Source organism: Geomonas diazotrophica (assembly GCF_019063885.1).
Taxonomy (GTDB): Bacteria; Desulfobacterota; Desulfuromonadia; order Geobacterales; family Geobacteraceae; genus Geomonas; species Geomonas diazotrophica.
Genome location: NZ_CP077684.1, coordinates 162,447 through 175,241 on the forward strand (window position 1 = coordinate 162,447; position 12,795 = coordinate 175,241).

A 12,795-nucleotide genomic window follows, 5' to 3' on the forward strand; every position below is an offset into this window, starting at 1 on the left:
CTTAGTCCTCCTTGGCGTCCTCGCCCGGTTCCTTGTCCTTTCTCATGGCGGAAAGCGCGCCGTGCACCACGAAGGCGCCCGCAGCGCCCGCGGCGAGCCCGAGGCCGATGGCGTCGGCGGTGTGCTCGATGCCGAAGCCAGGCACGTTGGGAAGGCGGCGGTACATGGGGGACATGACGTCCCAGAATTGGGGCTCGGCGCAGCCGACGCAGGGGTGTCCCGAGCCGATGGGCCAGGCGGTCTTCTCGTTGTAGCGCTGGGTGGGGCAGTTGTGGAAGGTGGCGGGTCCCTTGCACCCCATCTTGTAGAGGCAGTACCCCTTGCGGTGCCCCTCGTCCCCCCAGTGCTCCACGTACTGCCCGGCGTCGAAGTGCGGGCGTCGTTCGCAGTTGTCGTGGATGCGCTTGCCGTAAGCGAAGAGCGGCCGGCCGTGTCCGTCGAGGGCGGGGATCTTGTTGAAGACCAGGTAGTGCACGATGGTGGCGGTCAGGTTGTCGGCGTTGCAGGGGCAGCCGGGGAGGTTGATCACCGTGGCGCCCGGGACCGCCTCCTTGACCCCCACCGCGCCGGTCGGGTTGGGGGCCGCCGCTGGAATGCCGCCGTACGAGGCGCAGGTGCCGATGGCGATGGTGGCCGCGGCGCCGCCGCAGACCTGGCGGGCGCGCTCCAGGTGCGACTTGCCCCCCACGCAGCCGTAGACGCCGCCGTCCTTCATCGGGATGGAGCCCTCGATGACGGCGAAGTACTTCCCCTTGTAGTCGGTGATGGTCTTGTCCAGCGCCGCCTCGGCCTGGTGCCCGGCGGAGGCCATGATGGTCTCGTGGTAGTCGACCGAGAGGATGTCGAGGATGATCTCGGCGACGGTCGGGTTCGCAGAGCGCAGGAGCGCCTCGCTGTCGCCGGTACACCCCTGGAATTCCAGCCAGACTAACGGCGGTCGCTTGACCTCGTCCAGGGCCCGGGCCACGGACGGGGCGAAGGAGGGGGGTAGCGCCAGGGCCGCCGTGACGGTGGAGCAGAACTTGAGGAAGTCGCGTCGGGAGACGCCCCGTTCCTTCAGTATCTGGCCGATGGAAAGTTCACTGTCATCCCTTGCTTCTGTTCTCGTCTTGCTCATCCCGGCCTCCCCTTTGCTCACAGAGAAACGATAGGGCTCTTTGGAGCGCGAACCTGAACTGGCTGAATTATGATTTTAGTAGAAAGTTGTTTTATTGCAATAGGGGAAAGTGAAACGGGTGAGAAAAAAATCACAACGTTTAGGGGCTTTGACAGTAGAACGCGTATTGTGTCTGTTGGTGGGTGACCTGCTGCGATGATCTCGCGCTAGTCCCCTCCCTCTTCGGGAGAGGGTGCCCTAAGGGGAGGGGAGGGCGCCCTAAGGGCGGGTGAAGGTGCCCGAAAGGTGGGGGAGGGCGCCGCCGGATGCTGGCATCTTGCCCTTGACGCCTCCCTCACCCTGACCCTCTCCCAAAGGGAGAGGGGATGTGGATGTATGTGGCGGGAGATCAATGGTGGCGGCTACACGAGCCCCTTATCCTGGGCGTAGCGCAGAAGCGCCACGCGGCCGTCCACGTGTATCTTCTGGTAGATGTTGTGCAGGTGGACCTTCACCGTCCCCTCGCTGATGCAGAGCCTGTCGGCGATCTCCCTGTTGCGCAGGCCGCCTGCCACCATGCGTACCAGTTCGATCTCGCGCTGGGTGAGGAGCCCGGAGACCTCGCGTCCCCCCGCCTCGCGTTTCAGGAGCTTTTCCAGGGCCTGCTTGGCCGAGCGGCGCTCCAGCCACTGCTCGCCCGCGTGCACCTTGCGGATGCACTGCACCAGGAACTGCGGCGCCATCTCCTTCAGGACCACCCCCTGGATGCCGAGCATCACCGCCTCGAGCATGTCCGCGTCCTCCAGGGCCGCGGTGAGCAGGACCAGTCGTGCGCCGAGCCTTTCCTCGGTCACCCTGCGGGCCACCTCGATGCCGCTCAGCCCCGGCATGCGGATGTCCAGTACGGCCACGTCCGGGCGCTGCCGGCGGATCTCCTCGAGGGCGTCCGGCCCGTTGCTGCAGCTTGCCAGCACCTCGAAGTCCTCCTCGAAGTTGAAGAGGCCCGTCAGCCCGTTCAGGATCAGGGGGTGGTCATCGGCTATGACCAGTCGTATCATGTCAGCCTCCTAGTTCCATGAGTGGCAGGGTGATGTCGAGGCGGGCACCCCGCTCGCCGGAGTCGATCGTGAGCTTCCCGTTCAGGGCGTCGATCCGCTCCCGGAGGGTCACCGGGCCGCGCTTGAGGTCGCTCAACTGGTCCTGGTCGTAGCACCCCTGGAAGCCGAAACCCCGCCCGTCGTCGGTCACGCTGATGTGCGCCCACTGCGCGTCGAAGCTGATTTCCGCCCGCAGGGTGGTAGCCTCGGCGTGGCGCACCGCGTTGATCAGCGCCTCGTGCACCACGAAGTAGATCTCGCGCGCCACGCTGCGCTGCAGCCGCGGCGCCGGCGTGTGGCAGGTCACGGAGCAGGCGATCTCCCATTGCCGCCTGATGCGGCCGGCCAGCTCGTCCAGGCGCTTGGCCAGCCCGTACTCCTCGGTCTTGCGCCGGTAAAAGAGCGGCTTCATGTCGTTGATCTGGGTTCTCAGGTCCCGCTGCTCCGAGGCGAGCAGTTGTTGCACCTGCTGTATGTTCTCCCTGGCCGCGGCCGGGTCCGTCTCGATCAGCCGGCTCACCGTCGCCAGTTGCAGTCCCGCTCCCGCCAGTGACTGGAGCAGGCCGTCGTGCAGGTCGTGGGCGAGCCGCAGGCGCTCGTCCGCCGCGGCACCCTGCTGCAGCTGTTTCAAGAGCAGGGCGTGGTCGAGCCGGGCGGCGATCTCATGGGCGACGATGCCGCCCAGGACCAGGTCGTCCGGCGTGAGGTGACTCCGGTCCAGGGCGACCAGGTACCCCGAGATCTTCTCGCCGTCAAGGGGAGAGACGCACGCGGAGGTGACGTCGAAGCGCCGCACGAACTCCGGATGCAGCGGGGCGCAGCGGCGCTGCTGCAAGCCAGCGACCGTATTGCAGACGACCAGCGCCTGTGCCGAACCGGCCTCGCGGGTGAAGAAGCTCGCCTGCTCCAGTCCCTCCGCCACGATGTCGCCGAAGACGCCCGGGTCCTTCCATTCGTAGCGGCTTCCCTCCGCCGTCCAGCAGAGCAGGTGCAGCCAGGGCTCCTCTTCTTCCTCCCATAAAAGCACGACCCTCGGCGCCCTCAGTATGGCTGCGGCATGGCCGAGCATCCCGTGCCCCTCCTCGCCCGGCTCTTCTGGCAGCGTTTCACTGGGCCACTGGGAGAGCATGGCGAGTATCTCCCGCATGGACTCCTCATAGGCGCCCAGGTACCCCAGCAGGCCCGCCACCACCGTCAGGTAGGCGATGCGGATGATGAAGCGGTTGAGCTCGAAGTTCTGGTCCATGAGCAGGTTCGAGGGGTACCAGGCGAGCAGGAGGGTGACCGACATGGCCGCCGCGGCGGTCCAGAGGGTGCCGCGCCATTGCCAGCGGAAGGTGGCGCAGACCAGGATGAAGATGAAGTAGACGAAAAAGGGGCTGTTGGGGCCGGTGGTGAGGAACATGAGGCAGGCGAAGACCAGCAGGTCGACGCTGTGGGTGATCAGGTGCAGCATGCCCCACGCAAAGCCCCGGCGCCAGGTCAACGCCGCCATCACCACGGAGTAGCCGAGATACGCGGAAAGGATGCCGTAGGTGATGTGGGCGTAGCGGGAGGGTTCGGAAGGATCCAGCCCAACCGCCAGCAGGAAGAAGGCCGCCAGGATGACGCGCCCGGTAGCGATCAGGTACTCCGCCCGCGTTTTCGAGTGGTATCTCAGCTGCGCCATCTGCATCGGTCTCCTGCAACGACAGGCGGGACGGCTCCGCGGGCGTCGGAATGGATGACCGCGGCGTAGGGAAAATTCTTAGGGGCGCATTCTATACATTATGTTTACGCCACGTCAATGATTTAGAGGGCTTTTGTGCATCGAAAGGTGGGGAATCGGGGACGCTCGATCAAACGGCGGATCATAGACCACGAGAAAGGGGCGCCGCCGCTCGTCACGGCGACGCCGGGGGCTGGGATCAGATCATCGTCTCCAGGATCTCGGCGGCGCTTTTCACGTAGCCGGGGCAGCGGGCTGCTATCAGCCCCTTGCGCTGCGCTTCCCTCATCCCCTCCTTGGTCCCCATGTCCACGCCGAGGAGCCGCGAACAGGCGAGTTCCTTGTGGCGCGCCTTGAACCGCTCGTTGAAGGTCTCGATCTTGGCGAAGACCTTTCTTTCCTTGGGGCCGTGGGCGAGGCCGAGCACCATGTAGGCGGCGGTGACGGCGCCGCACTCGTGCCCGGCTGCCATGCCGCCGGCAAAGCCGGTGGCCAGTTTGCAGGCGGTTTCCGGCTGCACGCCGTAGGCAGGCGCGTAGTTCTCGAGGATGGACTGGGAGCAGTTCATCGTCTTCACGAACTGTTTCCGGGCCGCCTCGGGGCGCCCCGCCGCCGTCTGGGGCGTCGCCGCCCCCTCCGCCTCCTGGAAGGAGCCCCCCGCCGCGAGGCAGACCCCCAGGCAGAGCGAACCCTTGAGCAGCTCGCGCCTGCTGATCAGCTCCTTTTTGCATTCGTCTTTCATGGCAGCCTCCGCATCAACCGGGAGAGGTCCCTCCGCCGGCGTTCGTAGTGAGTTGTCGCGAGAGGTAGGTATATCACAATATTTGAATTTAAAGAAGGGATTGTGTTCCGGGGGCGCACGGAGAGTCGAGACTCATTCCAGCGACTTGCGGAAGCGGAGCACGCTCACGGTGAGCATGACGACCGCGATGAGCGCCATGGCGGCCATCTGGGGCCAGAGCACGTCGAAACCGACCCCTTTCAGGTAGACGCTTCTCAGCACCACCTCCTGGTAGCGCAGCGGGTTCAGGTAGGTGAGCCGTTGCAGCAACAGCGGCATGCTGGAGATGGGGGAGCCGAAGCCGGAGAAGATGACGGCGGGCATGATGAAGAAGAAGCTCGTGACCATGGCCTGCTGCTGGGTCGCCGAGACGGTGGAGATGAAGAGGCCGACGCCGAGCATGCACAGGATGAAGCAGACGGTCCCGGCGGTCAGCACCAGCAGGCTCCCGGTGAGCGGCACCCGGAACCAGAGCGTGCCCGCCAGGCTGATCAGCGCCGTGTCCAAAAGCCCGATCAGGAAGAAGGGGATGGTCTTGCCCAGGATGAACTCGGTGCGCCGTATCGGCGTCACCATGATCTGCTCCAGGGTGCCGATCTCGCGCTCGCGCACCACGGCGAAGGCGGTCAGGGTGACCACGATCACCAGCACCAGGTTGCCGATCACTCCCGGCACGAAGAACCACTGGCTGGTCATGTCCGGGTTGTACCAGGGGCGGCGCTCCACGACGATCTCGGGGAGGGAGGCGGCGACACCGGGAGCCTGCCGGTTCAGCGCCTCGATGCGGTACTGCCGCGCAAAACCCTGGGCCACCTGGTTCACGTACCCAAGCCCCACCAGCGCCGTGTTCGAGTTGCTGGCGTCCACTATCACCTGCAGGTGGGCGGTCTCCCCCTTGCGCAGGTCGCGTGCGAACCCCGAGTTGATCTGCAGCGCCATGATCACCTGGTCCCGGTCGATCAGGTCCGGGATCTCGCGCCGGTCGGCCAGGCGGCGCACCTCGAAGTAGCGGCTCGCCTGGAAGCGGGAGACGAGGTCGCGGCTCACCTGGCTGTTGTCGTAGTCGACGATGGCGACCGGGACGTGCTTGATCTCCAGCGTGGCGGCGTAGCCGAAAACCAGCGTCTGGATGACGGGAGGGGCGAACAGGAAGAATCTCGCCCTCTTGTCGCGGATTACGTGCAGGAACTCCTTGATCAGCATCTGGCGCAGGCGGCCCAGCATGTTTCCCCCCTCAGGCGAGCTTCTTGCGGAAGACCCGCGTTGCCGCCAGCCCGAGCAGGGCGGCGAAGATGGCGAGTCCCAGGAAATCCTGCCACATGGTAACGACGGACGATCCCTTCAAAAAGACGTTGCGCAGGATCGCCATGTAGTACCGGGCCGGCACCGCGTGGGTGATCCCCTGCACCAGTGGCGGCATCTGGTCGATCGGGTACACGAAGCCGGACAATAGGAAGGCCGGCAGGAAGGTGGCGATCAGGGAGATCTGGCTTGCCGCGAGCTGGGTCTTGGCGACCACCGAGAAGAAGTAGCCAAGCGAAAGGACCACGGTGAGGAACAAAAAGGTGCTCAGCAGGAAGACCCAGATCTCCCCCCGGAAGGGGACGCCGAACCACCACACCCCCATGACGGCGCAGAGGCTGGTGTCGGCGAGCCCGATCACGACGTAGGGGACGAGTTTGCCCAGCATGATCTCCAGCGGCGTCACTGGGGTCGAGATGAGCTGCTCCATGGTGCCCCGCTCCCATTCCCGCGCGACGGTGAGCGAGGTGAGGAAGGTTCCGACCACCGCCATCACCATGGCCACCACCCCGGGGACGATGGTGACCATGCTCTCGAGGTTCTCATTGAACCAGGTCCGGGCGTCGACGCTCAAGGGGAGCCGCGCCGCTCCCTGCCCGCGTGCCTGCAGCCATTCGAGCTGGAGCTGTTGCGAGTGCGCCAGTGCCACCGCCTCGGTGTAGCTCATGCCGAGGCTCGCGCTGTTGCTGTCGGTGCCGTCGAAGATCGCCTGCACGCTCACCTTCCGGCCGGAGCGGAGTTTCCTGGAGAAATCGGGAGGGACCACGAGTCCGATCTGGCAATCCCCCGTGTCGATGGCCCGCACCAGTTCCGGGTAGCTTGCCACCGTTTTTACCACCTTGAAGTAGACCGACGCCTGGAAGCGTTTCAGGAAGTCCTGGCTTTGCTGGCTTTTCTCCTGGTCGTAGACGTAGACCGGGATGTGCTTGGTGTCGAAGCTCACGCCGTAGCCGAAGGCGAACATCATCACGATGGGCATGGCGATGACGATGCCGATGCTGCGGGCGTCGCGCCGGATCTGGATCATTTCCTTGCGCGCCATGGCGCAGAGCCGGTTCCAGTTCATGGTTGCGCCTTCTCCTTGTCGTTATCTACTCTTGTCTCCGCTTTATCCCTTCTATCCCTTTCATCCCCTTCATCCCTGTTCAAGCCGGTGAGCGAGACGAAGACGTCCTCGAGGGAGGGGCGGATCTGTTCGATGCGGGTCGTGGTGATGCCGCGGCCGGCGAGGTACGCCTTGACCTGCGGGATGGCCTCTTGCGCGGAGGGCACCACCAGGTGCAGCGCGCTTCCGAAGATGGCGGCGTCGGTCACCCCCGGCGCCTCCTGCAACTCCTCCAGGGCCTTCCCCACCTGGTCGCACTCGAGCAGCAGCAGGTTTCCCTCCATGCTCTTTTGCTTCAGCTCCAGCGGGGAACCCGAGGCGACGATCTTCCCCCGGTCGATCAGCACCAGGCGGTTGCAGTACTCGGCCTCGTCCATGTAATGGGTGGTCACGAAGACGGTCACCCCGTCGTCGGCCATGCGGTGGATCAGCTCCCAGAAGAGCCGCCTGGAGATGGGGTCGACCCCCGAGGTCGGCTCGTCGAGGAAGACGATGGGGGGGCGGTGCAGCACGGCGCACCCCAGGGCCAGACGCTGTTTCCACCCCGCGGCGAGGGTCCCGGTGAGGAGCTGCTCCCGCCCGGAGAGCCCGGCCATGTCGATGGCCCAGTCGATGCGCTCCTTCAGGTTGGCCGCCGAGACGCTGTACATCCCGGCGAAGAAGCGCAGGTTCTCGATCACCTTGAGGTCGTTGTACAGGGAGAACTTCTGCGACATGTAGCCGATGTTCTGCCGCACCCGCTCCGGCTCGCGCGCCACGTCCAACCCGGCCACCAGCGCCTCCCCCGAGGTCGGCCGCAGCAGCCCGCAGAGCATCCTGATGGTGGTGGACTTGCCGGCGCCGTTGGGCCCTAGGAAACCGAAGATCTCGCCGGGGCTCGCCTCGAGTGAGATGTTGTCCACCGCGACGAAGTCGCCGAAGCGCTTGACGAGGTCTCGCACCACGACTGCCGGGGTCGCGCCGTTCATCGCTCGCCCCCTCTGTCACGTTCGTGGCCATTGTCGCCCCAGTCACCCTGTACCGCTTCGACGAACAGGTCCTCGATGGACGGGGCCACCTGCTCGATGGCGTCGCAGGAGAGCCCGGCAGCGGCGATCCGGCTGCGCAGTTCCGGGATCATGCGCTGCGGATCGCGGACCACCAGGTGCAGACCGTCTCCCACGATCATGACGGTGGAGATCCCCTCCGTCCCGGCGAGGAGGTCCCGGACCGGGCGCGGGTCGGCGCAGACGATGGAGAGGACGGCGCCGGGAAGGGAAGCCTTAAGGTTGGCCGGAGTGTCGCAAAAGAGCATGCGCCCCTCGTGCAAGAGCGCCACGCGGTGGCAGCGCTCCGCCTCGTCCAGGTAGGCGGTGGTGGTGAGGATGGTCACCCCCTGGTCCAAGAGGGTGTAGAGGATGCGCCAGAAGTCGCGCCGCGAGACCGGGTCGACCCCGTTGGTCGGCTCGTCCAGCAGCATCACCTCCGGGGTGTGGATCAGCGCGCAGACGAGCCCCAGTTTCTGCTTCATGCCGCCGGAGAGCTTCCCGGCCAGGCGGGAACGGAATTCCGCCATCCCTGCCGCCTTGAGCAGTTCCGCCGAGCGCTCTTCCCGTTCCCGGCGCGGCACGCCGAAGAGATCCGCGTAGAAGCGGATGTTCTCGTCCACGGTCAACTCCTCGTAGAGCCCGAAACGCTGCGGCATGTAGCTGATGTGGTGCTTGGCCCGCTCGGCGTCCCGCGCCAGGTCGAAGCCGGCGACCGTGGCGCTTCCCTCGTCCGGGGCCAGCACGCCGGCCAGCATGCGCATGGTGGTGGTCTTGCCGGCACCGTCGGGGCCGACCAGTCCGAAGATCTCGCCGCGCCGCACGGCAAAGCTCAGCCCGTCCACGGCGCGCACGCCGGGGAACGACTTGGTGAGCCCATTGAGCTCTATGGCGTTCTCGGAGCCGCTCATGTCACCTGGCCGGCGCCACGGCGAGGGTCGCGTCCGCGGGCATCCCCGGCTTCAGCTCGTGAGCCGGGTTCTCCAGCTCGATCTTGATGCGGTACACCAGGGTCACCCGCTCCTTGTGGGTCTCCACCGACTTCGGGGTGAACTCGGCCTGGGAGGAGATGAAGGAGACCCGCCCCCGGTAGGTCCTGCCCGGGTAGCTGTCCGTCTTCACCGTGGCCACTTGGCCCAGTTTCACCCGGCCGAGGTCGGTCTCGCCCAGGTAGCCGCGCATCCAGAGGTGGTCCAGGTCGGCGATGGTCGCAACCGGCGTCCCTGCGGTCAGCACCTCGCCCAGCTCGGCCTGGCGCACCAGCACCACGCCGGTGATGGGTGCCAGAAGGGTGGTGTAGGAGAGCTTGATCTTTGAGAGTTCCAGCGCCTGGCGCGCCGAGCGGACCGCGGCGCGGTTGACGTCCACCTGCTCCTTGCGCACACCCTCCAGCACCTGGTCGTAGTTCTGCTTGACCCGCTCCAGTGCCGCCTGGCTCCGCTTCAGGGCCGCCGCGGCCGTGTCCCGCACCTGTGCCGAGACCTCGTCCTTCTCGTAGAGGGACTGGTAGCGCTGCAGGTTGTGCTTTTTCAGCTCGTAGTCCGCCTGGGCGTCCAGCACCGACTGGTGCGCCGCCTTCTTCTCCTGCGGACGGCTCCCCGCCGTGGCCAGCCCCAGCTCGGCCTCCCGGGTGCCGACGGCCGCCTCGTCGATCTGCATCTGCTGCCGGTAGTCGCCCTGGTCCAGCCTGGCCAGGACGTCGCCCGCCTTGACCAGCTGTCCCTCCTCGACCGGGAGTTCCGCGAGCCGCCCGGGGACCTTGAAGCCGACCACGCTCTCGTGTGCCTCAATGTTCCCCGAGAGGACGATCGAGGTGGCCTCGGCGTCGCTCTTGGCGCGGTGGGTGAAGAAGTATCCGGCGCCGACAAGCACGGCGACCAGCAGGAGGATCGGGATCAGTTTTCTTTTCATGGCGTGCATGACCTCGCAGTTATTCGATGCCCAGGAAGAGCCGGTACACCTTCTCCGTGTCGCCCAAGGCGCGGGCGAGCGCTATCTTCGCCTCGGCGTGCTGCGCCAGGGCGTTCAGCTCGTTGTCTCGGGCCCGCGCCAGCGCGTCCTGGGCCGTGACCACCTCGATGTTGTTGGCGATCCCGTTTCTGAAGCGGTCGCCGGCATACTGCAGTTCGCGCTCGGCGAGCTGCGCCCCCTCCCGCGCGGTGGCCACCTGGTCCGTGGCGGAGTTCAGGTTCAGGAGCGCCTCCCGGATGTCCTGCTCCACGCCGAGCTTCAGGTCGGCGATCTGCAGCCGGTTGCGCTCCAGGCGGCTGTCCAGCTCCAGGCGCTCACCCTTTCTGTCGTAGTCGAACAGGTTCAGCACCAGGTTCACCTGGAGCATCCCGGTGGGGTCCAGGTTGCTCATCTCCTGGCCGCTGGTGCCGTAGTTGCCGCTCAGCACGATCCTCGGGAGGTAGCGCGAGCGTGAGGCCTTCACCTGTTCCTCGAGGGAGGCGCGCTGGGAGAAGAGCGAACGATAGTCGGGGCGGCTCTCCAGCGCGGCCTGGATCCCCTGTTCGATCTGCGGTGGCTCCAGCTTTCGGAAGGAGAGCTTGTCGGTGAGGGTGATGGGAGTGCCGAGATCGATGCCGACGCTGCGCGCCAGGGCGAGCAGGGCGAGCTGCGCGTTGTTGGCGGTCACCAGGAGGTTCTGGCGGTCGTTGGCGAGCTGCACCTGGGCACGCAGCACGTCCAGGCCGTCGGCCACCCCGACGGCGCGCTGGTCGCGGGCGAGCTGCTCCAGCGCCTCCGAGGTCTGCACCCGGCTCCGCGCCGTCGCCACCCGGGCCTCCGCGTAGGCCGCGTTCAGGTACTGCACGGTAACCAGGCGGATCACCCCCCCCCGGGCGTCCCGGTAATCGTCCTGCCGCGCCTGCTTTTCCTTTTCGCTCGCCTTGATGGCATGGTAGCTCTGCAGGTCGAGGATGCTCTGTTCGCCGTAGATGCGGAAGTCGTAGCTGGTGAAGGGGCCCACGACGGGGGGGGAGTGGGGGAGGCTGATCCCCTGGGCGCGCAGGTTGCGGGTCTGCCAGGCGAAGGGGGTCTCGATGCGCAGGTGCGGCAGGTAGCTCGAGAGCCTGCGCTCCCGCGTCCCTTCCGCCTCGTCCACCCGCGCCCTGGCCAGAAGCGCGTTCAGGTTGTTGTCCAGCCCCCGGGTGATGGCCTGGTCCAGCGACAGCGCCAGGGGTGGGGAGTCCTGGGCGGCGGCCTGTCTGCCGGCCATCCCGAGCAGCAGTGAAACGGCCAACAGTTTCAAGGTTTTTGCGATCATGGCGTGTCCTTTGTTGCCTGTTGCTATTTCGAGCGGGCTCCGTCGACGAAGATCTGGATGCTCTTCTTCAAGTTCTCTTCCAAGGGGTCGATCGGGCTGAGCGACCAGGTGATCATGGTGCCGAAAATGATGCGCTGAAAGCTCTGCGCGACGCTGAACGCGTCCAGGTCGCTGCGGATCTCCCCCGACTGCTGGCGCCGTGCCATCAGGGCGGAGAGCTGCCGGATGTTCCCCTCCATGGCCTCCGCCATCCGCTTTTGGACCGTCTCGCTGCCGAAAACGGCGGTCATGAGGCTCTGGATCAGGCCGGGACCCTTTTCCTGCTCCATGGTCAGCGTCAGCGCCAGTTGCAACAAAAGCGGCGCGAGCGGCCGGTCCGAATCCCGGTGCGCCGCCACGAAGTCGGCCACCCGCGCCATCTGCAGTTCCCGGTACTCCAAAAGGACGCTTTCCTTGTTGTCGAAGTAGTTGAAGAAGGTGCCCTTGCCGACGTCGGCTGCTGCGGTGATCGCCTCTATGGTGGTGGCGTTGAAGCCCTTCTCCGCGAAGAGGTTAAGCGCGGCGCGGAAGATCCGCTCCCTGGTTTCCTCGCTCCTCTTCGCCCTGCGGCCTGACTGGCGGCCGGCGGGGTTCTCGGTCTCGATGGTTGTCATCGTGGTTCTCCTGAAAATATGACCAACGGTCAGGTTTGACTATAGGTCACTGTAGAACGGATGTCAAGCGCCTCAAGGCAGTTTGAACACTTGCGGGGCAGGGGACGGAAAGGGGAGGGAAGAAGGTTGTCAAGAACGCTGTTGCTTGGATTACAATGAAGATGGCAGATGCTGCCGCATAGAGGAGAGATCATCATGAGAAAGATGAGAATATCCATCGGGTTGCTGCTTCTTGCCACCGTGCTGTCGGGGTGTTGCCCGTGCTGGTGGCATGACCGGGATTACGACTACGGCCGCCACGACGGCGGGCGTTACGACGACCGCGGCGGTTACGGCGAGCGCAGGTACTGACACGAAATTCCTGTCTTGAAAAGTAAAGGGGGCCGTCATGCCGACAGCCCCCTTCACCGTTTCTGCTTCGAACCGTCCTAGTCTTCCTCTTCACCCTGGTGCTTCGGCCCGCGCGGCAGCTCGAGCAGCTCTGCGCCCAGCGACTCCGCGATGAACTTCAGTTCGCACATGCGCATGTGCTGGCCGTACACCTTGAGATCGAGGTCCGCTACCGCCACCAGCACGTGGCGCGGCTGATGGGCTCCGTCCTGCATCTTGGTCCTGTGCCGATAAAAGATTTTTCCCGCCATGAAAGGGTGCCTCCTTTCCTTTATGTCCTCCATGAGGAGGGGATACACCTTCATTATACAGGTTGATCATGTGTGCGGCTAGTCGATGCATCACATGAGAGTGCCGATCCCGTCCGCCG

At 65.5% G+C, this 12,795-nt stretch carries 13 protein-coding genes; 1 reads left to right on the forward strand and 12 read right to left on the reverse strand.

The window, feature by feature from the left end:
- Window position 1 precedes the first annotated feature (1 nt).
- From KP003_RS00690 to KP003_RS00740, 11 genes are all read right to left on the reverse strand, one after another.
- On the reverse strand, window positions 2-1,117 hold the full coding sequence (locus KP003_RS00690; protein ID WP_216790189.1) for a hydrogenase small subunit: 1,116 nt from the start codon (window positions 1,115-1,117) through the stop codon (window positions 2-4).
- Between the two features lie 401 nt (window positions 1,118-1,518).
- Window positions 1,519-2,154: a response regulator gene (locus tag KP003_RS00695; protein WP_216496808.1), complete on the reverse strand. Its 636-nt coding sequence runs from the start codon at window positions 2,152-2,154 to the stop codon at window positions 1,519-1,521.
- A 1-nt stretch (window position 2,155) separates the two neighbouring features.
- Window positions 2,156-3,862: a sensor histidine kinase gene (locus KP003_RS00700; protein ID WP_216790191.1), complete on the reverse strand. Its 1,707-nt coding sequence runs from the start codon at window positions 3,860-3,862 to the stop codon at window positions 2,156-2,158.
- Window positions 3,863-4,100: 238 nt separating this feature from the next.
- Window positions 4,101-4,643, reverse strand: coding sequence for a C-GCAxxG-C-C family protein (locus KP003_RS00705; RefSeq protein ID WP_216496806.1), 543 nt, complete (start codon window positions 4,641-4,643; stop codon window positions 4,101-4,103).
- Between the two features lie 132 nt (window positions 4,644-4,775).
- On the reverse strand, window positions 4,776-5,906 hold the full coding sequence (locus tag KP003_RS00710) for an ABC transporter permease (protein WP_216496805.1): 1,131 nt from the start codon (window positions 5,904-5,906) through the stop codon (window positions 4,776-4,778).
- A 10-nt stretch (window positions 5,907-5,916) separates the two neighbouring features.
- Window positions 5,917-7,050, reverse strand: coding sequence for an ABC transporter permease (locus tag KP003_RS00715; RefSeq protein ID WP_216496804.1), 1,134 nt, complete (start codon window positions 7,048-7,050; stop codon window positions 5,917-5,919).
- Window positions 7,047-8,057 (reverse strand): ABC transporter ATP-binding protein, encoded by a 1,011-nt coding sequence (locus tag KP003_RS00720; protein WP_216790193.1) that lies wholly within the window; start codon window positions 8,055-8,057, stop codon window positions 7,047-7,049. Before KP003_RS00720 ends, KP003_RS00715 begins: the two co-directional genes overlap by 4 nt.
- Window positions 8,054-9,025, reverse strand: coding sequence for an ABC transporter ATP-binding protein (locus KP003_RS00725; RefSeq protein ID WP_216790195.1), 972 nt, complete (start codon window positions 9,023-9,025; stop codon window positions 8,054-8,056). Before KP003_RS00725 ends, KP003_RS00720 begins: the two co-directional genes overlap by 4 nt.
- Before the next feature lies 1 nt (window position 9,026).
- Window positions 9,027-10,025: an HlyD family secretion protein gene (locus KP003_RS00730; RefSeq protein WP_217300223.1), complete on the reverse strand. Its 999-nt coding sequence runs from the start codon at window positions 10,023-10,025 to the stop codon at window positions 9,027-9,029.
- A gap of 19 nt (window positions 10,026-10,044) precedes the next feature.
- A complete protein-coding gene (locus KP003_RS00735; RefSeq protein WP_216790199.1) occupies window positions 10,045-11,382 on the reverse strand; it encodes a TolC family protein in 1,338 nt (445 codons plus the stop codon).
- Window positions 11,383-11,405: 23 nt separating this feature from the next.
- Window positions 11,406-12,035 (reverse strand): TetR/AcrR family transcriptional regulator, encoded by a 630-nt coding sequence (locus KP003_RS00740; protein WP_216790201.1) that lies wholly within the window; start codon window positions 12,033-12,035, stop codon window positions 11,406-11,408.
- A gap of 195 nt (window positions 12,036-12,230) precedes the next feature.
- On the opposite strand from KP003_RS00740, the gene KP003_RS00745 reads away from it, so the two are divergent.
- Window positions 12,231-12,386 (forward strand): hypothetical protein, encoded by a 156-nt coding sequence (locus tag KP003_RS00745; RefSeq protein ID WP_216496798.1) that lies wholly within the window; start codon window positions 12,231-12,233, stop codon window positions 12,384-12,386.
- 77 nt (window positions 12,387-12,463) lie between these two features.
- Here the strand turns inward: KP003_RS00745 and KP003_RS00750 are convergent, their stop codons facing one another.
- Window positions 12,464-12,676 carry a hypothetical protein gene (locus KP003_RS00750; protein WP_216496797.1) on the reverse strand — a complete coding sequence of 71 codons (213 nt, stop codon included), beginning with the start codon at window positions 12,674-12,676 and terminating at the stop codon, window positions 12,464-12,466.
- Between the last annotated feature and the right edge of the window lie 119 nt (window positions 12,677-12,795).

What these genes read in the sequence shown, in the direction of transcription:
- KP003_RS00690 (WP_216790189.1), bottom strand. Translation starts at nt 1,117, where the DNA reads ATGAGCAAGACGAGAACAGAAGCAAGGGATGACAGTGAACTTTCCATC.
- KP003_RS00695 (WP_216496808.1), bottom strand. Translation starts at nt 2,154, where the DNA reads ATGATACGACTGGTCATAGCCGATGACCACCCCCTGATCCTGAACGGG.
- KP003_RS00700 (WP_216790191.1), bottom strand. Translation starts at nt 3,862, where the DNA reads ATGGCGCAGCTGAGATACCACTCGAAAACGCGGGCGGAGTACCTGATC.
- KP003_RS00705 (WP_216496806.1), bottom strand. Translation starts at nt 4,643, where the DNA reads ATGAAAGACGAATGCAAAAAGGAGCTGATCAGCAGGCGCGAGCTGCTC.
- KP003_RS00710 (WP_216496805.1), bottom strand. Translation starts at nt 5,906, where the DNA reads ATGCTGGGCCGCCTGCGCCAGATGCTGATCAAGGAGTTCCTGCACGTA.
- KP003_RS00715 (WP_216496804.1), bottom strand. Translation starts at nt 7,050, where the DNA reads ATGAACTGGAACCGGCTCTGCGCCATGGCGCGCAAGGAAATGATCCAG.
- KP003_RS00720 (WP_216790193.1), bottom strand. Translation starts at nt 8,057, where the DNA reads ATGAACGGCGCGACCCCGGCAGTCGTGGTGCGAGACCTCGTCAAGCGC.
- KP003_RS00725 (WP_216790195.1), bottom strand. Translation starts at nt 9,025, where the DNA reads ATGAGCGGCTCCGAGAACGCCATAGAGCTCAATGGGCTCACCAAGTCG.
- KP003_RS00730 (WP_217300223.1), bottom strand. Translation starts at nt 10,025, where the DNA reads ATGAAAAGAAAACTGATCCCGATCCTCCTGCTGGTCGCCGTGCTTGTC.
- KP003_RS00735 (WP_216790199.1), bottom strand. Translation starts at nt 11,382, where the DNA reads ATGATCGCAAAAACCTTGAAACTGTTGGCCGTTTCACTGCTGCTCGGG.
- KP003_RS00740 (WP_216790201.1), bottom strand. Translation starts at nt 12,035, where the DNA reads ATGACAACCATCGAGACCGAGAACCCCGCCGGCCGCCAGTCAGGCCGC.
- KP003_RS00745 (WP_216496798.1), top strand. Translation starts at nt 12,231, where the DNA reads ATGAGAAAGATGAGAATATCCATCGGGTTGCTGCTTCTTGCCACCGTG.
- KP003_RS00750 (WP_216496797.1), bottom strand. Translation starts at nt 12,676, where the DNA reads ATGGCGGGAAAAATCTTTTATCGGCACAGGACCAAGATGCAGGACGGA.